This window comes from Testudinibacter sp. P80/BLE/0925 (assembly GCF_053570785.1).
The window spans coordinates 2052671-2071456 of record NZ_CM131636.1 but is presented as its reverse complement, the minus strand read 5'-3'; the positions used below and the strand labels follow the sequence as shown (position 1 = coordinate 2071456).

The following is an 18786-nucleotide window of genomic DNA, read 5'->3' as shown; positions in this document are numbered from 1 at the left end:
TACTACATAAATTGCAATTATATTAATGAATGAAAAAACCAAGCCCATTATTAAAATATAGTCAATTAGATGGTTAAGGCTTTTGAATTTAGCTTGTATAGCAATGATTATAGAAATACTTAAGGGTACAATAATATAAAAATAGCTAATATGTAAAACAGTGCTAAGTATAAATAATAGGAAATATCCTACTATAATGCATAACAGAATTGAGTAATCAATAAGTTTCACTGTCAGAAATCCTTTTGTATAAGAGTTAAATACTAAACAACATTTATCCTATTTTTGGGCTATCCGATTGAGCAACTTTTTTGGATTTCATTGCACATTTCCAACGCCGTCTTTTAGCAATTTGTTTGGGATTTTCTTCATAGCAAGCCTTACACCAAGAGTGTAATCCCCATTTGCTTTTTTTCTCTTTATAGAAAAATTCAAGATCTGCGGGATAATATTTTTTGCAGCAAGAACATTGTAATTCAATACCACATTCAGTTTCGGTGAAATTTCTTGCCATATCACACACCATATCAAAATTTTTATTTATCTTGATTTGTATGTTTTTGCAGTTAAATATATAATTATTGCCAGTTTTAAAATAACAATGTAAATCAAATTAGGGGCGGTTGTAGAAAAAATAAATAAAATAAACGTTGAAATCAACAGAATACCAATCCCATGACCCATGTTATTTTTTAAATAATTATTTCCCAAAGATACACTAAGTTTCATAATAATAAAGCAAATTAATAAAAAAGATAATGACACAAAAGGATTTACCAATAATATCAGGCTTTCCAGTGGATTACCCCCAAATAAGTCTAACATTACTTTTTTAGATGCTTCATGCATAGTGGTCATAGCTTTCTCCTTACCAAAATTCTTAGATTTTAGTTATAAAATGGAAAAATTCATCCCATAACTAAAAACAAAATATCATCACATTAACGTCTTTTCGCACGATTTCCCCATTATTTAAAATAAACTTAGGTTCGATATAATAAAGTTTTTTCGTATCTCTAAAACGATGTGACTTTAGTATACGAACTAAGTTACCTTGATTATCAGGGATTTTTATGTACTTTGGATGATCTATCATAATTATAATAATCTACCTCGTGTTTCAATATAATAAAGTTATGCTTTTAACAATCCTGATTCGGATTCTATTTTTTTCTTTACTAGAAAAAACTCATATGGGGTAATTTCTTTATACTTACTAAAATTTTCAGAAAATTTTGCTTTAAATAAACTCTCAAAATTATCACTTTCTTTAGACCCCATAAAATTTCTAGGAACGAAGCCTATTTGGTTTAAAATGCGATCGGTTATATCAATTACATCCTCATTACTTAAACCGGGAAGACTATTTCGCACAAAGGCTTGCATATTTAGTTTTACTCCCATTATTCCTCCCTCCACTTAAAAACTTTTAGTTATTTATAATCTTTTTCATAAGAAAGAATACAATTATTCTGTGGAATAATCATAGTTTTACCTATTTTTATTGAAACATAAGTATAAGTCCCATCTAACCTAACTAACTCCTTACCAATATCACTCATAAAAACATTACCATTTGAATAGCACTCTATTTTATACTCTATTGCAGATTCTTTCTTATTGATAGCGTCTAATTTTAGATACAATAAAATAAAAAAAACAAGCATAATAATCACTATTAACATTAGTCCAGAAAATCTATTAATTATTAAGCCTAATTTTTTCATTTTTTCTACCCTCTAATGGGAAATAGGTATCTCTAGCGGAAATTTATATCAGAATTTAATCAGATAGCTCTGAATTTTTTAATTTATCAAGTTCTTTTTTATACCCAAAAAGAATATCATTTAATATTTCTTGTGAGGATGCTTTTATTATCCCAGCCTCAATTTTTTGTATTTCACGTTCCAAGTATTTTATACGAATAATTTTGTAGTCAATGTGATATTCATCTAGAAAAATTTTAGCATTCATGGTATTTCCTATTCAAAAATTTTTAATCATCTTTCACCGTTAATCTAATAAATATTTTTCTTTAACTTGTTCCTCAAGTGTTTTTCCATGTTGCAGTATGGTTCTGCAAAAGTCATCAATGGGAGTGTTATCTCTAATAAATATGTACTCTATATATCGCTCTCTTGCCTTATTTTTTATGTGTAAAATATATTTGTAATCATCTCTAAGAGATAGAGCAAGAATAGGAACAAATATAAATACGGGGAATAATATAGTTAAATATAAAAATGATAAATCAAAAATATAGATTAAAAAAATCATTAAAAAACTCATCACTCCTAGGGCTATCAAAAATAAAATAAATTTCTTCTCCATACGTTGGTTGTGGAGTTTTTCAAAATAATAATCAAATCCATTTAATTTATATTCTAGAGCAATGAGTTTTTCCATAATCTCTAAATCTTCATCATACTGCTCTCTAGCACCAAGATCACTCATATTGACTCCTCAGGTTTTTTCTTGTTTTTATCAACATACTCATCTAAATCAGATTCTGAAACGGATTCCAGCCCCTTAGCAAGAATAGCATGTAAAATTTCAGTTTCCTTAATCATGGATTGAGTCCTTATTACCGTGGAAATTGTCATCTCTTCGATTTTTTTCCATAAAGCTTCATTAACATACTTAGTAGGCATACTATCTCCTCACATTATTATACTTATTATTTTCTTGCTAAAAGAATCACAACACAGATCATCATTGAAAGTATTCCTAGGGAATGTATTGCGCTAAATGGTGAATCTTGCATTTGAGCCGAAATTTTCTCATATACGCTAAAACCCATCATATTCACGATAACAAATAAAATAATTGAGATAGCTCTGATTAACACCTTCATCTTTGTACTCCCTTTATTGAATTCTTATTTCTTAGATTACAAAAAATAAAAAAAATAAGATATAAGAAATTATTTCTTAGATTTGGATAAAAAAATCCCAGCTTGCGCCGGGATAAAATGACTAAGGAGAATGTCTTTATTGTTATATAATTTTCAATATCCGCTGCTTAATCTGTGCGGCTTTCGCGTTATCGTTTGTCTTGACAGACCACTTCACCAGGACTCGTTTATCTTCTTTTTCCAATACAATGCTCAAATAACCGTAGTTAAAGGAGTCCGCCAAATGGTAATAAACCCCAGGTGTGGCATCGTGGATAAAACCATTACCAATTAGCACTTCTTCAGCCCATAGACGGTTATTCGAACCTTTAGAGCCTCCATGCTCTCTAATTGCCTCTTCACGCGTCATAAAGCCAAATTCACGCTTAAAACGAATATATAGCGTATCAATCTGCCGCGCTGATGTCGTACTGTCATCAAGGGTTGATTGGGCTATTGAAGTCGTACTCATCATACCGAGTGAGCGATTCGCTTGCTCCGCCCAATCTCCGACGCGTTGATTAAGTGCGGTCATTTCCGCACAACCACTGAGAACCAGAGATAATAGAAGGATTCCCCATATCTTAAATTTCATCATGAAACCTCACTATATTTACCAGCAGTTAAAATGGAATATCATCAAAGTCAAGCGGCGGCTCTTGCGCTTTTACAGATGAACTTTGTGAACTCTGTGCTGGTGCATTCTTTGCTTCACTGTTAGTCGGTTTTGGATCTAACAGTTGAAGTGTTTCAGCAATGATTTGCGTCGTCCAGCGTTCAACACCATTATTGTCAGTCCATTTTTGTGTACGAAGATAGCCTTCGAAGTATGCTTTGCTACCTTTGTGCAAATAGTCCTTAGCAATTTCAGCCACTCGACGATACAGCACAATTCTGTGCCACTCCGTCAATTCCTTGTTTTCGCCGGAGGTTTTATCTTTCCATGTGCGGCTTGTCGCGACACTTAAGGTTGCGACAAGATCGCCATTCGGCATTGCTCGAATTTCCGGATCTGCGCCTAAGTTGCCCAAAATGGTTACTCTGTTTACACCAGCCATCATTTACTCCTTGTTTTATGATTAAAGATATTTTGTCTCAATATCCCGATGATCGTATTTGCACCATATTCTCTTTCGGGGGTTTAAGGGGGCTGCGCCCCCTTACCTTTAAAAGGCCTTTTAGTGTAGGCTTTACCTACAAGGCTTTTACAGGGGTTACAAGCATGAAAAAATAGGGGATACGAGCATTAAAAAATAGAGAATACCTACAACGCCTTACCCTGAATTTCCGTGATTGGCTTTCCCTCATTTAATAATTGCTCCGCCGTATTCAATTTGTCTTCACATTCTCGTGCTTGTCTGATAATAAAATTCAAAATCGACATCTGCATATTGTAGGCAATCCGGTCTTTTTCGACCGCAATCAACGCTTTTTTCAACTCTAACGGCACTTCTGAACTCTGCACCAAATTTTCCCACGCTAGTTGCCCACCTTTGTTATTCTGCTGATTGCGCCAACGTAAGAAACGACCACCGGATGAATTATTGTTGTCTGCAACAAAGATCAACGGAAGATGGTTTAACGGATACGCATTGGCGCATTTCACGATATTTTTTGACATATTCAGTAATTCAACGCGTGCATCAAAAATATTCTGGTGTAGAACTTGATAATCTTCTGCTGAACCAAATTGTTTAAATATCCCTTTCAACCCATCATTCAGTGGTGTCTGAAAAATGAGATTTTGATATGATCCCATATCTAGGGCGGAATAATTGACTGCATCAGGTTTCGCTGGTTTTTTCATTGTCAGCTCCTTCTCAACTATTCTGATTTATCGGTTCTGAGGCATATTTTGATAAATCAACGTAAGGTGCATATTGGCTTCGACGTGTTCCACGAAAAATATCTTCTGGCACTTCACCGTATTTTTCGATTGCTGCTAGTGCACGTGCATTTTTCTGCAACACATCATCGCGGGTAATCCGCACCGCACGATAACGCTGAACAGCCGTATAAATCCGGCGAATAGGCTTTGAGCCTTTATCAAGCCAACTGCGCGCATCAAGCCGTGGAATTAACGCTAGATGCGCAGCAGTCATCACAGAACGCACCATGGCATCATATTCAGACAACAGGTAAATCAACAAAAAGCCGATTTGTGAATGGATCATTAATGATATTTTCACTGGATTAACATTGAAACTATCTTGGATATTTATGTCATCTGGGATTTTATTGGCGTAAATATCAAAAATTTGATCGACTAAACCGGCAATCTCTTTTCGTGCCTCGGTGATTTGTCGTTCTAATTCTAACAGCGCCATATCCGCATAGGGATCATTACGCGCTGAGTCATGGTGAATATTGGCAATAATGGCAAGGCAATTCGGCATACTCATAATTTTCACATTGCCGTCTTCATACTTTTTACCAGCCCAAATTTTTGTCGCTTGGTGGGTATGCAATGTCAGGGTTGAATTAGTACGTAGCTTGCCAATTTCCCCATTAATTTCATTTAGTTCATATTCGGATTCACTATTCATAATTAATCTCCTCTAGTTATGGAATGTCATCATAATAAATCGATGTTTTATGACAACGGATAATTAAAATCTCAATTAAAACAAAACTTCATACAGTTTAGTAATACTGCGCCTATTTTTTAACCTAACTGTGTACAGTGTTCACACTTTGCCTATTTTTTAACCTAACTGTGTACAGTGTTCACACTTTGCCTATTTTTTAACCTAACTGTGTACAGTGTTCACACTTTGCCTATTTTTTAACCTAACTGTGTACAGTGTTCACACTTTGCCTATTTTTTAACCTAACTGTGTACAGTGTTCACACTTTGCCTATTTTTTAACCTAACTGTGTACAGTGTTCACACTTTGCCTATTTTTTAACCTAACTGTGTACAGTGTTCACACTTTGCCTATTTTTTAACCTAACTGTGTACAGTGTTCACACTTTGCCTATTTTTTAACCTAACTGTGTACAGTGTTCACACTTTGCCTATTTTTTAACCTAACTGTGTACAGTGTTCACACTTTGTCTATTTTTTGCTCACCGTTTCCAGTGGAAGCACTTTATCTATTTTTTATTCACTGTTGCCAGTGGCAACGCTGTCTATTTTTCATTCACTATTGCCCGTAGGTGATATTCTCTTTAAATTCTGGCGCAGTGAACTGGCTTGCTGAGACATTTTGTGCAATTCACCTTTGCTGCGTTGGCGCATTGGTATTGATGTTATCGAATTGCTTGTTGTTACTGGAGGTTGTCCCAATTTTTTCTCATTCGATTTATTCACTAAAAAATGTTTAAACTCACCCTGAGCGGCACTTTTGATTAAGCTGCAAACATAGCCCACAGGCTTGTTGATATTACCTTGTTGAATACGTAAGGCTGCTTCCTCCAACACCGCTTGCCCCAGTGTTTCACCAAGGTTAAAATCCCGCATCATCTTCAAAACCGTATTTTTTTCCAATGCTGAAAATTTTAAAGAATCCAGTACAGTACTGATTTTTTTATTATAAGTACTAGTACTGTACTGATTTACTGAGTTCCCTGATGGAACTAAGACTGAAATCAAGGGTTTATCACTAAGTTCCCTCGTGGAACTAAGCGATTTTTGACTGAGTTCCATAGTGGAACTTGGTGAAATTGTACTGAGTTCCCTAATGGAACTAAGTGAATTTTGCTGGTTTTGACCAAGTTCCCTCGTGGAACTCAGTAAATGTTGCTGCTGGTTATCGAGTTTTTGTGACGATGATGAATTTAATGTTTGTGTCGTTTGAAGCGATAATTTTTGATTTTTCTCGTAGTGATAACGAGAGCGCATTAAATCAATATGCGAAACCAGATGTGACTGACCATCATCAATCTGCATATTTTTAACAATGTGCTGCGCCACACCTCGGATCATTTTATCGCGATGATGTGTTGCTTGTTCCAACATGTTTAAATAGTTTTCATTGAAATGAATACAATCCGGAATGCTCATCGGCTCATCATGAATAATATAAATATTACCGAGAATACGGCCTTGCTCATCGCGTGCTTTGCTACAAAAAGTGAGCCACCGAGTTAAACGTAGTAACAGTAATGTTTGACTAACGACTTTCTTAGACGCTTTTTCTTGCGTATATGCGCGATCAGACAGTAATTGTTGCAGTTCTTCATAAGATGGAAAGGCTGCACCACCAAATGCTCTTGCATTGTGTTTAATCACCTGCCATGCATAACGCGCACGACAGGTTAAAAGCGGATCTGTCAATAATCGAACCGGTACGGTATCGTGTGGATTCCCAAAATAAAGCAAACCCTCTACTGCTTCAGTAACCGCACTTTTTTGTTGCCGGTAGTGTTTTAATTTCCCTGTTGCATTTTCTACGATAGCATCTATACTGTTCATATTAGCTAATCCTGTTGTTTAGGATTTTTAAAACGAGAAAGTGACCGCTTTCTCGTTTTTTTCTTAGTGTTTATGGTTTGAGGCATCTTGCGTCTCCCATTTCTGCGCCAATTTCCACACACTCGTTACATTCATCTCTAATTCTTCTGCAATCAGCATCAGTGCATCGAGGGTCTCAATACTTTCAAATGAGGCTAAATCTGCCTTCATTTCTTGCCAGCGATACCAGGCTTGTGCCGATTGTTTTTCGCTACATAAGCAGTGCCGTCCCGGCTTTTTACTTTGCCCGAGTAAGCGGCGGCGTTCACTGACTTCGCCGTTAGTTGAACCAAAATAATAATTAATCAATTCGATCGTTGCGCCCAATATCAGCGCACGATCAAGTAGTTTTTGTGTATGTGAATACTCTTTGGCACTATTCACCATACGCATAAATAATTTATGATTAACTTCAATTTTTAAAAAAGGCGTTGAAATCTGCGCCAAATGATGAATTTCGTCGGTTGTTAGCTGCATAATTTCACGCAGCTCATTCTCCGTGAAACCGATCTGCTCACAGTGCCGTAAATTCCCTTCCTTGAGCTGCGTAATGACATGGGCAATTACGGCTTGATTAATTGATGAAATAACCATTGTTTCCTCCGAATTTAATCTTGTTCAATTGGCTGGCGCAAATGCGCTCTAAAGCGACGAATAATACGGATCAGGCGAAAAATTTTCACCATAAGCAGGTCGGATATTTCTGCATCGATTGTATCTGTTCCCACCAATAATGCTTCTGGAATCAACCAATCCAGCATCTCAGTATGATTGTCGCAAGCAAGCATCGCCAATAGCTCATAAACGCATAATGCCAGTGCATTATTTTCCAGTTCGTGCGGTAGTGGCTCTATGGTAAAACTAAAATTAGTTGCCGATTGTTGTGCGCCGATATTCTTAATGATTGACTTTGGTAATCCGCTTAACTTAGCGAGATCATTGACAAGATTAAAGGCTTCCAAGCGGAGTTTATTCGCAGTATCGAAGACGGGAAAAATTTTCCAAATATCATCGACTGGCTGACAGCCGGTATTGGCGAAAGATAAACCATTTTCTTCGGCACGTTGTTTCCGTTGCTCGCTCAAGGAGAGTCCTGGGGTCATGCCAAACTGCGCCAAGATATTTTCATAATCACCATTTATAGCAGTTTCAGTATTATCCGTTTCTGCTAAATGCGTTAAAGGAATATCTTGTTTTGACTCAATGCTGTTTCCAGATTTAGAAACACGTGGGTTTAGTGTTGATTCAGCTATTTGTTTCTGAGTTGTAGGCTCTTGAGAATCATGCGCTTCGCCACTATAGGAGGAAGAGGATACAGAATTCGGTATTTCTACAGCTGTCACTGGATCTCTGAAATGAATAACTGGTTCAGATTCTTTATTGCGGCGACGATTTTCATCGATATTAATATCAAAATGCAGATCTTGATAGCTTACTCCCTCATCACCAAGTGCTTTGACTAAATTACCAATTAGCTCATCTTGCACAATTGTAATCGTAAATTCTTCTGGCACTTCATCAAAGGATTTTAAAGTTTCCAGCCATAAATCTGAAAACTGCTCCTCTGCCTGTGGACGATATTTTTTCCAACAGGAAAAGGAATTTCCACGTAAGGTTAAAAGTTTTTCAATTTGTGGTTTTCCCATACCAGCAAATAATACTTGCGGAATAGCTGGATATAATTGCTCTAAACATAACTCCATTCTTGCAATTAAAGAAAATGAAATACTATAGCCATCATTTTTGAGTTTTTCTGCTAACTTACGATGTGATAGAAATACATTTTCTTGTTTTTCATAAAATAGTTTTGCTTGATTAATGCCTAATGCGCGCTCAATAAAACTCAGATCCCCGCGCAAATCATTTTCAGCCAAATGCCCAATTAAACAAGATAGCTCGCCTTCGAGCTGATCATCTCCAGAACCTTTCCAGGATTTAAACAGGCAGTTGATAGACCAATATTTCGGGTCTTTGGTTTCTTCATATAATTCGCGCAATGCTTGTAACCGTGTATTACCGCCGTCCGCAATCATATAAAAATCATCACCAGGGCGTTGCGTGATATTAGGCGGAAAATCTAAACCGCGCATCCGAATCGATTCTTTAATTTCATCAAATTTCGGATTTTGTGTTTTACGCGGATTATTATCAAACGGTTTTAGCTGAGCCAAGGTAACGGTTTTCAATTGTGGCTGCATACTTTCCCCCGCAGAAATTAATTCCGATGCAATACGCTCGTCCGCATAATTTGGTGAAGTATTCGGTATCAAGCCAATTTGCATACCTCGCATCAATGACGCTTTTTTGTCTTCCCGACTAAATTTTTTAGGTGTGTTCATCATAGAAAATCTCCAATATCTGTCGAGGATTGCGTTTTATCTCCCTCCGCTGCATAAGTTTCAAACAGCGAATATTGCCCAAAGAATCGCGCAACAACCGTACCTACCGGACCATTGCGCTGCTTCCCTATAATCACTTCGGCCAATCCCTTAGCTTGGCTTGCTTCTTCGGTGTAATATTCATCACGGTGCAATAAAATAATGACATCCGCATCTTGTTCAATTGCGCCTGAATCGCGTAAATCCGAACTTGTCGGCTTTTTCACGATCCGTCCCTCCACGCCGCGATTGAGCTGTGCCAATGCGATCACTGGGCATTGCATTTCTTTCGCCAGTGCTTTGAGACTATTAGAGATATTCGTGACTTCTTCATAACGATTTTGTGAGCCTGGGTATTTCATTAATTGCAAATAATCAATGAATATCGCGGAAGGTTTGCCATAAAGTCGGATATTTTTGCGTACTCTAGTGCGAAGTATTTGAGGGGTTAATGCTGAAGAATCATCAATTAATAAGCGATTATTATCTTCCCAATGCTGCTGAATATAATTGGCTGCCACACCTAATTTCGCGAAATCCTCATCTTCCATAAGCAACGCATTGCGTAGTAATTGCATTGGCACTTTTGATTGCATCGAAAGAAAGCGCATCATGATTTGATCGCCTGGCATTTCTAAACTGTAGAATTGCACAGGCTTATCAATTGCTTCTAGCGTAGCCGCAATTGCTGTGAGCGCAAACGCCGTTTTTCCCATACCAGGGCGTGCAGCGATCACGATAAAATCCGACGGTTGAAAACCGGTTGTCATCTGATCGATTTGCGCAATGCCGCACGGTGCGCCGCTAATCGGATTTGCACTATGGCAAGATTGCTCAATTTTATCGAAGACAATCTCCATTGCCCGACTGAGATTAACCAGTGTATTTTCAGCCTGATTGCGGCAGGCAATATCGAATAAGCGTTTTTCCGAATCTGCAATCACCTTGTCAATGTCATCTTTTGCTTTTATCTGTTTGCTGTTGTCTGATAGATCTTTACCCAACGCCGCCAGTTGCCGTAATTGCTGATAATCAAGTAACCGCTGTGCGTAATTCACGACTAATGCCGCACTGGGCGTATTTTTCACAATCTCGGCAAGATAGGCAAATAAGCCATTATCTGAATCCCACTGACTTTTTAATGACTGCTCCAGTATTAACAGATCAACTGGTTTTCCTGTGTCAAGATGGCTTTTAATCGCCTTAAAAATCACCCTGTTCCATTGTAAATAGAATGAATTATCCGTCAGTAACGGTGATACTTCATCCCACTTGTCATTATCAAGAATCAAGCCGCCGAGCACAGAGCTTTCAAGATAGTTATCAAATAATTCAGTCTTTACTATTTGTCCTTTTTTCATACTTACCCCAATCAAAATACCGATTTAAATTGCGGGAAAAGCAAAGAACATAAACTCTTCATCGTTTCAAATTCTGAATTTTTATAGCGATGAATCGGTGTACAAAGCGTATTTGCTTCGCGATATGCAACACGTGCCGGAATAGCGAAATCTAAAAACTCAACAGAAAAATCACCACCAATGCGCTCGTCATTGAAAATACTGTGCAGTTGGGCAATAACATCTTTTGCATCATTCGTTTTGTCCACGCGATTTGCTACGGCTTTTATCGGCGGTAGTACAAAACCCAATGAAGTATAGGTTTCGAGATCAGCATAAAGACTTAACGTGCCGCGTAAAAATTCGCGTGTAGAAAGTAGTTCTGGTAATAGAGGGGAGAGAATAAGATCGCTGGCAAGAACCGCCATTTCGAGGGTAATATCGCGCGTACCGCGCGTATCCACAACAATCAAATCATAACCTTGTAACTGGCGAATTAAGTGATTAAAGCGGATAACACCGTCGGGGGCATTGCGTAGCAGTAAACTGATTCTGCCGGTTGGGTCATTTGACTTAATTAAATCGAGGTTGGGAATAGTCGTTTTTGATATGATCTCTGCCGGATTGGTGTTTTTATTGATAATGAATTCATAGATACCACCGCCCGCGGCATACTCCAGTTCATAATAAGAGCTTAGTGACGGCTGCACGTCAGTATCGATCATGAGGGTTTTTAATCCATGATCAGCACAAAATGCCGAGATATTAGCTGCATTAGTGGTTTTAGTAACGCCACCTTTTGTAGATAAAATGGTGGTAACAAAGGGTTTTGAATTTTTCATAGCGAACTCTTCTTTTAAAGTTTAAAAAGAGTATCTAAAAATTCAAATTTGATTAGGAATTAGAAAAGTGCTTATAAAACAATGGTGCCCGAGGGCGGACTTGAACCGCCACGACTCGAAAGTCGAGGGATTTTAAATCCCTTGTGTCTACCGATTTCACCACTCGGGCAATATTTTGATTGCGATAAGATTCGGATTTGGAGCGGGAAACGAGACTCGAACTCGCGACCCCAACCTTGGCAAGGTTGTGCTCTACCAACTGAGCTATTCCCGCTTTGGATTCTTTAACTGAAGCAAGTGCGGTGCATTTTACTGAATTGAAATTTTTAGTCAAATAAAATTCTTGCTTTTTATCTCAATTGCTTAAAAACAACACACTTAACGCGTTCAAGGATTCACGTCATCAAGCAAACTGCCTTTGGCTGCGCGCAGATACTGCCACATTGACCACACCGTCAATGCCGCGGCAATATATAACGCCACAATAGCGCTTTTCTCCATCAACGGATTATAGCGCCACAACAAACCGATTAAGGAGATCATTTGTGCGGTAGTTTTGAATTTGCCCCACCAAGAAACCGCGACTTTATTGCGATCACCGATTTCCGCCATCCACTCTCTTAACGCCGAGATAATAATTTCACGCGAGATCATCACAATTGCCGGAATGGTCACCCAGAAAGTGTGGTAATGCTGCACGACCAACACCAATGCCGCCGCAACCATCACCTTATCCGCAACCGGATCGAGAAACGCGCCGAAGCGGGTGGTTTGGTTCCAACGTCGCGCCAGAAACCCGTCAAACCAATCGGTGATGGCAGCAATCAAAAACAAAAGTGCGGTCAGAAACGGTGCCCATTTAAACGGAAGATAAAAACAGATAATAAAAAACGGGATCAGTACGACCCGAAATAAGGTGAGGAATGTCGGTATATTAAATTTCATGGCAATGCCTTATCACGAACATATCGCGGCAGAATTTAACACTATTTTAGCCTAAAAAAAGAATTAGTTAAACCGGATTAAAAATCAGCGGGCAAACAAAAGGCGCTGTCGGCGCCTTTTATAATCAATTTAACCAAACGGATTACACTGTTTGATATCACCGCTTTGCAAACCGCGCTTAAACCAAGCTAAGCGTTGTGCCGATGTGCCGTGGGTAAAGCTGTCCGGCACGACATAGCCTTGGCTCTGTTTTTGCAAACGGTCATCACCGACCGCTTCCGCCGCATTAAATGCTTCTTCCAAATCGCCGGATTCCAGAATGCCGTGTTTATCGGCGTAATGTCCCCAAATTCCGGCAAAACAGTCCGCTTGCAATTCCAGTTTAACTGACAGCTGATTCGCCGCCGCCTGACTGCCGCTACGTTGTTGCGCCTGTTGAACCTTAGGCAAAATGCCTAACATATTTTGCACGTGGTGTCCGACTTCATGTGCAATCACATAAGCAAAAGCGGCATCGCCGGAAGCTTTCAATTTACCGCTCATGTCTTTATAGAAAGAGAGATCTAAATAAATGCGTCGATCATTCGGGCAATAAAACGGCCCCATCGCCGCCTGCCCGGTGCCGCAAGCACTTTGGGTGGCATAATTGTACAGCACCATAGTCGGCGGGATGTAACGCTGACCGCTCTTGGCAAAATATTGATCCCAAGCCACTTCGGTATCCGCCAGAACCACGCGCGAGAACGAATTTAACTGCTGTTCTTCTTGTTCGCTCAAGCTGGTTTGATAGCCCTGTCCGGAACCCAGCCCGCTGGTATCGACCAAACCGGATAAATCCACGCCGAAATACGCCCCGACTAAAATCACCAATAACCCGACGATACCGCTGCCCTTAGCACCGAAACCGCCGCCGGAGCCACGACGATCTTCTACATTACGACTTTCTTTACGTCCTTGCCAACGCATATTCAATCCCTCTCAACCTAAACCTAAACCTAAACCTAAACCTAAACCTAAACCTAAACCGTGTTATTATCCACCGAATCATCTCATGATGTCTAGCTGTTCGATTTGTTGTTGTATTTCAGGTTGTAAAAAATAAGTGCCTTGTTGCGGTAATTGTTTGATAAGAAAAGAAGTTCCTTGATATTGAAATTTTAAGGCGTAAGCATGCAGATAAGTGCGGTCAAGTGCGGTTTTATCGCCATAACGTTGATCGCCCAGAATCGGACTGCCGAGGCTTTTCATCGCCACGCGGATTTGATGGGTTTTGCCGCTTTTCGGTATCAAATGAAATAATCTTAGCCGATTGTCGCAACGGATACTGCTAAAGCGGGTCATCGCCGGATTTTCACGGCTACGGCACAATTTCCAACTGCCGTTGCGGGTTTTTTGCATATCGCCGATAACCAAGCCCTGCTTTTTCTTTGGTTTCGCCGCGGAAAGGGCGATATAATGTTTCTCAATTTGGTGTTGTTGGAACAAACCGGATAATTCAGCGGCGGCTTGGCTGTTGCGGGCTAAAATCAGCAAACCGGAGGTGATTTTATCCAAACGGTGCACCAGCCACAATGCCGGGCAACCCAACTGACGCGCAACCAGATCCGGCAAGCCCAACGCCTGCTGATCTTTATGCACGCTCAGCCCAATGGGTTTATCAATCACAATAAAATCAGGATGTTGATAGACGATGGTGATCTTTTCAAGTGCGGTTTGCATTTTACCAAATCAATTATTGAATAAACGAACTTAACAGGATGACAAGCATAGTATGAATATCGAACTTTCGCAAATTTTCGGCTACCTGTTGCCACCGTTAATCTGGATTTTCAGCGTCGGGATTACCGCCCGCCTCGCCTTCAAAAAACAAGCGGTGTCGATCACGCTGGCTTGGTTGTTGGTGATTTATATCATCCCGCTGTTTGGGATTATCGCCTATTTGCTGCTGGGCGAAATCAAACTTGGTCGCCGCCGCGCCGAGTCATTTAAAAAGCTTGCACCCTTATATAAAAATTGGTTCGGCAGTTTTGACCAATGCTCCAATTTGACACTGAGCAATCAAAACCTGCGCTTTAAACCGCTCTTTTCCCTTAGTCGCCACCGGGTCGGCATTCCTTGCGTGTTAGGCAACGAATTGCATATTCTGGATACGCCGCAAAACATTATTAAAGCGATGATTCACGATATTGGGCAGGCGCAGCATAGCGTGTATATGACGTTCTATATTTGGGCTGACGGCGGACTGGTCAATGATGTGATGACGGCACTGATTCAAGCCGCAAAACGCGGGGTGAAAGTGCAGATTCTGCTCGATTCGGTCGGCAGTAAAAAATTTCTCGGCAGTAAAAATATCCGTTATATGCGTGAAAGCGGCATTCGGATTGAAGAAGCGCTGCATGCCAACCTGTTTCGGATGTTCTTTCGCCGTATTGACCTGCGTCAGCACCGCAAAATTGTAGTGATCGATGAGCAAATCGCCTACACCGGCAGCATGAATATGGTCGATCCGCGTTATTTCAAACAAAATGCCCACGTCGGACAATGGATCGATATTATGGTACGGATTGAAGGCCCGGTGTCGCTGATTTTGCAAGGGGTGCACAATTGGGGTTGGCAAATGGAAACCGAGGAAGATGTGTCGTTGTTGCCGCAATGCCCGATTTTGCAACATAAACCGGATGATTCGCACGGCGTGCAAATTTTGCCGTCCGGCCCCGGTTTTCCGGAAGATATGATGATCCAATCCCTGCTCTTAGCAATCAGCAGTGCACGGCGTAGTATCACCATTACTTCACCGTATTTCGTTCCCAGCGCAACCATTGCCTCTGCCCTTGCAACGGCGGCAATTCGCGGTGTTGAAGTGCAATTGATTCTGCCGCAAAAAAACGATTCGTTCTTGGTCGAATGGGCAAGCCGCACCTTTTTTGACGAGCTGCTGGAAGCCGGCGTGAAGATTTTCCGCTTCAAGTGCGGTTTGCTGCACACCAAAAGCATTCTGATTGATTCCCGTTTAGCCTTGGTCGGCACGGTCAATATGGACGAACGCAGTTTTATGCTGAATTTCGAAGTCACCATGATTGTGGACGATCTCGGTTTCGGACAAGAAGTGGAGGCCTTACAGCAGGGCTATTTAGTTCAATCCGATCTGATGGATATGGCGGAATGGTCTAAACGTCCGATTTACAAACGCTTCTTCGAGCGTGTGTTCTTTTTGTTCAGTCCACTGCTGTAACGTCTACTTTAAGCTAAAGTGCGGTCAGCAATGCCTGTTGCAACTGCCGACGCTCATTTTCGGTCAAGGCTTGATTATCACGATTCGATAAAATAAAAAAATCCTCGGCGCGTTCGCCTGTGGTGGTAATCTTAGCATTGAGCAGGTTTAAGCCCTGTTGACTAAAGACATTACTGATCAGCGCCAACAAGCCCGGTTTATCCAACACAAAAATTTCCAATTCGGTTTGCCCGCGCTTTTCCGTATCCAGAAACCGCACTTCGGTCGGCACATGGAAGTGCTGCAATTTATTATTAACCTTGCGGTTAGCCGCCGGTTTATACTCGCTTTTCAGCGCATTAAGCACACTTTTCTCAATGCTGCGGCGGCGATCAAATTTTGCCAATACGCCGTTGGTTTCCGTGATAATAAATGAATCCAGCGCATAACCGTCGTTGCTGGTTAGAATCTGTGCGTCGTGAATCGACAGGTTTTTGGCTTCAATCGCCCGCACCACTTTATTAAACAAGTGCGGTTGATCGGGGCAATATACAAACAGTTCGGTGCCGCCTTGTGAAAAACGGTTGCTGGATTTAACGACAATCTCTTGATCCGAGCGACAAACCAATTCAGCGTGCCATGCCAACTGTTCCGGGTTATTGCGCAAAAAATAATCCTGCGGGCAGCGCTGCCAGAAATCATTCACCGCACGCAATTTCAGACTTTCGCCCTGTAACAACGGCTGCAATAAGCTCAGCGCCCGCAAACGGTTCCGTAGCACTTGATCGCTGACATCGAGCAGAGAATCCGTGCCTTGTTCCAATTGTTGTCGAGTGAATTGATACAAGGTTTTAATCAACGAGCGTTTCCAACTATTCCATAACGTGCTGTTGGTGGCGCTGATGTCCGCCACGGTTAAACAGGTGAGATAATCCAGTCGTGCCGCGGTTTTGACGCTGTTGGCAAATTCCAGCACCACTTGCGGATCATAAATATCGCGCCGTTGCGCCGTGACCGACATTTTCAAATGATGTAGCACCAACCATGCCATCATTTCAGAATCGTCCTCGCTAAAACCGTGTTTTTTGGCAAAATCATACACATCAATCGCGCCCAATTCGGCATGATCGCCGCCGCGCCCTTTGGCAATATCATGAAAAAGTGCGGTCACATAGATTAAATTGCGGCTGTCCAGTTGCGGAAACAGCGCCACGCACAACGGATGTAGCTCCGCATTGCGTGCATCCAAAAAGCTTTCCAGCTTTAACAACACACGAATGGTGTGTTCGTCCACCGTATAGGCATGAAACAGATCAAACTGCATTAAGCCGCTGATATTATTCCATTCTTCCAAATAGGCATTCAGTACGCCGTGTTGGTGCATTGGCACAAGCGCACGGCTGATCGCATTCGGCTGCGTCAATAAACGGATAAATTTTTGCCGCGCTAACGGATTATCGCTCAAATACTGTGTTTTTTGCATTAAAGCCAAACGCAAACGGCGCAAGGTGGTAGAGTGAATCATGGCTTGCGGCTGTTCCGTCAAATGAAAAAACAGGTCTAACATCGTATCCGGCCGTAGAAAAAAGCAGTCGGGGCGAGATAACCGAATGGCATGATTTTTTAATTCAAAATTTTCATCCAGCGGCTGCGCCACGCAATCATCACAACGATTGACGAAATGTTCTTGATAATGCTGCAATAAAATTTCACTCAATTCACGAATATCATGGGCGGTGCGGAAAAACTGTTTCATCATCGCTTCAACTGCATGATTCGCCTGACTACCCTGCCCTTGATAGCCCAACATTTCGCTGACTTTCAGCTGGCGATCAAATAACAAACGGTTGTCGTAGCGTTTAATCACCAAATGCAAAGCAAAACGCAATTTGAATAAAAAATGTTGTGCCGCATTTAAAATCCGGTGTTCTTCCGGGTAGATAAAACCGGAATCAAGAATATCCTGCAAATTTTTCGCGCCCACATGACGCAACGCAATCCAATACAGCAGATGTAAATCGCGCAGTCCGCCGGGGCTGTATTTAATATCCGGCTCAAGGTTATAACCGGTGTTGTGATAACGCTGATAACGCGCCGCCTTTTCTTGCATTTTGCCGTGGAAAAACGCTTCTGTCGTCCAAAAATCGGCGGCTTTGACCGCACTTTGCAGTTGTGCAAAAAGTGCGGTTTGCCCGAACAGAAAACGCGACTCCAGCAAATTGGTGGCAATCGTGAGATCGCTTTTCCCCTCGGCAACGCATTGCGCAAGGGTCCGCACGCTATGTCCGACCTCAAAACGGCAATCCCATAAAAATTGAATCAAAGCGGCAATTTGTTGTTCTTGTGCTGCCGAAAGTGCGGTTTCACTGAGAATTAAAATATCCAAATCCGACAGCGGAAACATTTCTTCCCGTCCATAGCCGCCGACCGCCACCAGTGCCAACGGCTGTTGATCCAACCCAAATTGCCGCCACAAACGGCATAGCAGTTGATCGTAAAAACGGCTGCGCGCGGCAATCAATTCATGTACATCGCGTTGGCTGAATTGCGCCAATTCTTGCTCTTTGAGTTGTTGTAGCTGATTTTTGACATCAGAAGGAGTTAAGAACGGGGGATTTGGTTTCATAATAAGCCCAAGGGATTAGCGGTTATCACAACAAACTAAGCGGGTTATTTCCCTCCCCCGCGAGCGGAGGGAGATTCCGAAGGGCGGAGGAGGGA

General features: G+C 41.1%; 21 protein-coding genes and 2 tRNA genes. 1 reads left to right on the top strand and 22 read right to left on the bottom strand.

Features of this window, described 5'->3' with window-relative positions; genetic code table 11:
* Window positions 1–274: 274 nt before the first annotated feature.
* The 21 genes from ACWA5Z_RS10020 to ACWA5Z_RS09920 all read right to left on the bottom strand — a co-directional run bounded on the left by ACWA5Z_RS10020 (window position 275) and on the right by ACWA5Z_RS09920 (window position 14573).
* The gene (locus ACWA5Z_RS10020) at window positions 275–514 is read right to left on the bottom strand and encodes a hypothetical protein (protein WP_431051962.1); all 240 of its coding nucleotides are present in this window, start codon (window positions 512–514) and stop codon (window positions 275–277) included.
* Window positions 515–540: 26 nt separating this feature from the next.
* Window positions 541–858, bottom strand: coding sequence for a hypothetical protein (locus tag ACWA5Z_RS10015; protein WP_431051960.1), 318 nt, complete (start codon window positions 856–858; stop codon window positions 541–543).
* A 276-nt stretch (window positions 859–1134) separates the two neighbouring features.
* Window positions 1135–1404, bottom strand: coding sequence for a hypothetical protein (locus ACWA5Z_RS10010; RefSeq protein WP_431051958.1), 270 nt, complete (start codon window positions 1402–1404; stop codon window positions 1135–1137).
* Between the two features lie 29 nt (window positions 1405–1433).
* A complete protein-coding gene (locus tag ACWA5Z_RS10005) occupies window positions 1434–1727 on the bottom strand; it encodes a hypothetical protein (protein ID WP_431051956.1) in 294 nt (97 codons plus the stop codon).
* Between the two features lie 55 nt (window positions 1728–1782).
* Window positions 1783–1974, bottom strand: a complete 192-nt coding sequence (locus ACWA5Z_RS10000; RefSeq protein WP_431051954.1) for a hypothetical protein — start codon at window positions 1972–1974, stop codon at window positions 1783–1785.
* A 39-nt stretch (window positions 1975–2013) separates the two neighbouring features.
* Window positions 2014–2454, bottom strand: a complete 441-nt coding sequence (locus tag ACWA5Z_RS09995) for a hypothetical protein (protein ID WP_431051952.1) — start codon at window positions 2452–2454, stop codon at window positions 2014–2016.
* Entirely contained in the window at window positions 2451–2651 is a 201-nt protein-coding gene (locus ACWA5Z_RS09990; RefSeq protein ID WP_431051950.1) for a hypothetical protein, read from the bottom strand. The genes ACWA5Z_RS09995 and ACWA5Z_RS09990 overlap by 4 nt, the downstream gene beginning before the upstream one ends.
* 345 nt (window positions 2652–2996) lie before the next feature.
* Window positions 2997–3491: a hypothetical protein gene (locus tag ACWA5Z_RS09985; RefSeq protein ID WP_431051948.1), complete on the bottom strand. Its 495-nt coding sequence runs from the start codon at window positions 3489–3491 to the stop codon at window positions 2997–2999.
* Between the two features lie 25 nt (window positions 3492–3516).
* On the bottom strand, window positions 3517–3951 hold the full coding sequence (gene ssb / locus ACWA5Z_RS09980; protein ID WP_431054336.1) for a single-stranded DNA-binding protein: 435 nt from the start codon (window positions 3949–3951) through the stop codon (window positions 3517–3519).
* Window positions 3952–4157: 206 nt separating this feature from the next.
* Entirely contained in the window at window positions 4158–4700 is a 543-nt protein-coding gene (locus ACWA5Z_RS09975; RefSeq protein WP_431051946.1) for a DUF3158 family protein, read from the bottom strand.
* Between the two features lie 13 nt (window positions 4701–4713).
* Window positions 4714–5439, bottom strand: a complete 726-nt coding sequence (locus tag ACWA5Z_RS09970) for a PFL_4669 family integrating conjugative element protein (RefSeq protein ID WP_431051944.1) — start codon at window positions 5437–5439, stop codon at window positions 4714–4716.
* Between the two features lie 593 nt (window positions 5440–6032).
* Window positions 6033–7310: an STY4528 family pathogenicity island replication protein gene (locus tag ACWA5Z_RS09965; RefSeq protein ID WP_431051942.1), complete on the bottom strand. Its 1278-nt coding sequence runs from the start codon at window positions 7308–7310 to the stop codon at window positions 6033–6035.
* Between the two features lie 63 nt (window positions 7311–7373).
* Window positions 7374–7943, bottom strand: a complete 570-nt coding sequence (locus ACWA5Z_RS09960) for a DUF2857 domain-containing protein (RefSeq protein WP_431051940.1) — start codon at window positions 7941–7943, stop codon at window positions 7374–7376.
* 14 nt (window positions 7944–7957) lie between these two features.
* Window positions 7958–9691, bottom strand: a complete 1734-nt coding sequence (locus ACWA5Z_RS09955) for a ParB family protein (RefSeq protein WP_431051938.1) — start codon at window positions 9689–9691, stop codon at window positions 7958–7960.
* Window positions 9688–11088 (bottom strand): replicative DNA helicase, encoded by a 1401-nt coding sequence (gene dnaB / locus ACWA5Z_RS09950; protein ID WP_431051936.1) that lies wholly within the window; start codon window positions 11086–11088, stop codon window positions 9688–9690. Before dnaB ends, ACWA5Z_RS09955 begins: the two co-directional genes overlap by 4 nt.
* An 11-nt stretch (window positions 11089–11099) precedes the next feature.
* Window positions 11100–11909 (bottom strand): ParA family protein, encoded by an 810-nt coding sequence (locus tag ACWA5Z_RS09945; RefSeq protein WP_431051934.1) that lies wholly within the window; start codon window positions 11907–11909, stop codon window positions 11100–11102.
* Between the two features lie 82 nt (window positions 11910–11991).
* Window positions 11992–12078, bottom strand: a tRNA-Leu gene (locus ACWA5Z_RS09940).
* Between the two features lie 29 nt (window positions 12079–12107).
* Window positions 12108–12183 (bottom strand) — tRNA-Gly (locus ACWA5Z_RS09935).
* Between the two features lie 113 nt (window positions 12184–12296).
* A complete protein-coding gene (pgsA, locus tag ACWA5Z_RS09930; protein ID WP_431051932.1) occupies window positions 12297–12854 on the bottom strand; it encodes a CDP-diacylglycerol--glycerol-3-phosphate 3-phosphatidyltransferase in 558 nt (185 codons plus the stop codon).
* A gap of 129 nt (window positions 12855–12983) precedes the next feature.
* A complete protein-coding gene (gene ypfJ / locus ACWA5Z_RS09925; RefSeq protein ID WP_431051930.1) occupies window positions 12984–13820 on the bottom strand; it encodes a KPN_02809 family neutral zinc metallopeptidase in 837 nt (278 codons plus the stop codon).
* 78 nt (window positions 13821–13898) lie between these two features.
* Window positions 13899–14573: a TIGR01621 family pseudouridine synthase gene (locus ACWA5Z_RS09920; RefSeq protein WP_431051928.1), complete on the bottom strand. Its 675-nt coding sequence runs from the start codon at window positions 14571–14573 to the stop codon at window positions 13899–13901.
* Window positions 14574–14625: 52 nt separating this feature from the next.
* Between ACWA5Z_RS09920 and cls the strand changes: the two genes are divergently transcribed.
* Window positions 14626–16086: a cardiolipin synthase gene (gene cls / locus ACWA5Z_RS09915; protein WP_431051926.1), complete on the top strand. Its 1461-nt coding sequence runs from the start codon at window positions 14626–14628 to the stop codon at window positions 16084–16086.
* Between the two features lie 13 nt (window positions 16087–16099).
* Here the strand turns inward: cls and glnD are convergent, their stop codons facing one another.
* Window positions 16100–18691, bottom strand: coding sequence for a bifunctional uridylyltransferase/uridylyl-removing protein GlnD (glnD, locus tag ACWA5Z_RS09910; protein WP_431051925.1), 2592 nt, complete (start codon window positions 18689–18691; stop codon window positions 16100–16102).
* Between the last annotated feature and the right edge of the window lie 95 nt (window positions 18692–18786).

Bases quoted from the DNA above. Each gene is read 5' to 3' on its own strand.
- ACWA5Z_RS09955 (WP_431051938.1), bottom strand. From the start codon at position 9,691: ATGATGAACACACCTAAAAAATTTAGTCGGGAAGACAAAAAAGCGTCA.
- ACWA5Z_RS10005 (WP_431051956.1), bottom strand. From the start codon at position 1,727: ATGAAAAAATTAGGCTTAATAATTAATAGATTTTCTGGACTAATGTTA.
- ACWA5Z_RS09920 (WP_431051928.1), bottom strand. From the start codon at position 14,573: ATGCAAACCGCACTTGAAAAGATCACCATCGTCTATCAACATCCTGAT.
- ACWA5Z_RS09960 (WP_431051940.1), bottom strand. From the start codon at position 7,943: ATGGTTATTTCATCAATTAATCAAGCCGTAATTGCCCATGTCATTACG.
- ACWA5Z_RS09975 (WP_431051946.1), bottom strand. From the start codon at position 4,700: ATGAAAAAACCAGCGAAACCTGATGCAGTCAATTATTCCGCCCTAGAT.
- ssb (WP_431054336.1), bottom strand. From the start codon at position 3,951: ATGGCTGGTGTAAACAGAGTAACCATTTTGGGCAACTTAGGCGCAGAT.
- pgsA (WP_431051932.1), bottom strand. From the start codon at position 12,854: ATGAAATTTAATATACCGACATTCCTCACCTTATTTCGGGTCGTACTG.
- ACWA5Z_RS09965 (WP_431051942.1), bottom strand. From the start codon at position 7,310: ATGAACAGTATAGATGCTATCGTAGAAAATGCAACAGGGAAATTAAAA.
- ACWA5Z_RS10010 (WP_431051958.1), bottom strand. From the start codon at position 1,404: ATGGGAGTAAAACTAAATATGCAAGCCTTTGTGCGAAATAGTCTTCCC.
- ACWA5Z_RS09990 (WP_431051950.1), bottom strand. From the start codon at position 2,651: ATGCCTACTAAGTATGTTAATGAAGCTTTATGGAAAAAAATCGAAGAG.
- ypfJ (WP_431051930.1), bottom strand. From the start codon at position 13,820: ATGCGTTGGCAAGGACGTAAAGAAAGTCGTAATGTAGAAGATCGTCGT.
- ACWA5Z_RS09985 (WP_431051948.1), bottom strand. From the start codon at position 3,491: ATGATGAAATTTAAGATATGGGGAATCCTTCTATTATCTCTGGTTCTC.
- ACWA5Z_RS09945 (WP_431051934.1), bottom strand. From the start codon at position 11,909: ATGAAAAATTCAAAACCCTTTGTTACCACCATTTTATCTACAAAAGGT.
- glnD (WP_431051925.1), bottom strand. From the start codon at position 18,691: ATGAAACCAAATCCCCCGTTCTTAACTCCTTCTGATGTCAAAAATCAG.
- ACWA5Z_RS09970 (WP_431051944.1), bottom strand. From the start codon at position 5,439: ATGAATAGTGAATCCGAATATGAACTAAATGAAATTAATGGGGAAATT.
- dnaB (WP_431051936.1), bottom strand. From the start codon at position 11,088: ATGAAAAAAGGACAAATAGTAAAGACTGAATTATTTGATAACTATCTT.
- cls (WP_431051926.1), top strand. From the start codon at position 14,626: ATGAATATCGAACTTTCGCAAATTTTCGGCTACCTGTTGCCACCGTTA.
- ACWA5Z_RS10000 (WP_431051954.1), bottom strand. From the start codon at position 1,974: ATGAATGCTAAAATTTTTCTAGATGAATATCACATTGACTACAAAATT.
- ACWA5Z_RS10020 (WP_431051962.1), bottom strand. From the start codon at position 514: ATGGCAAGAAATTTCACCGAAACTGAATGTGGTATTGAATTACAATGT.
- ACWA5Z_RS09995 (WP_431051952.1), bottom strand. From the start codon at position 2,454: ATGAGTGATCTTGGTGCTAGAGAGCAGTATGATGAAGATTTAGAGATT.
- ACWA5Z_RS10015 (WP_431051960.1), bottom strand. From the start codon at position 858: ATGACCACTATGCATGAAGCATCTAAAAAAGTAATGTTAGACTTATTT.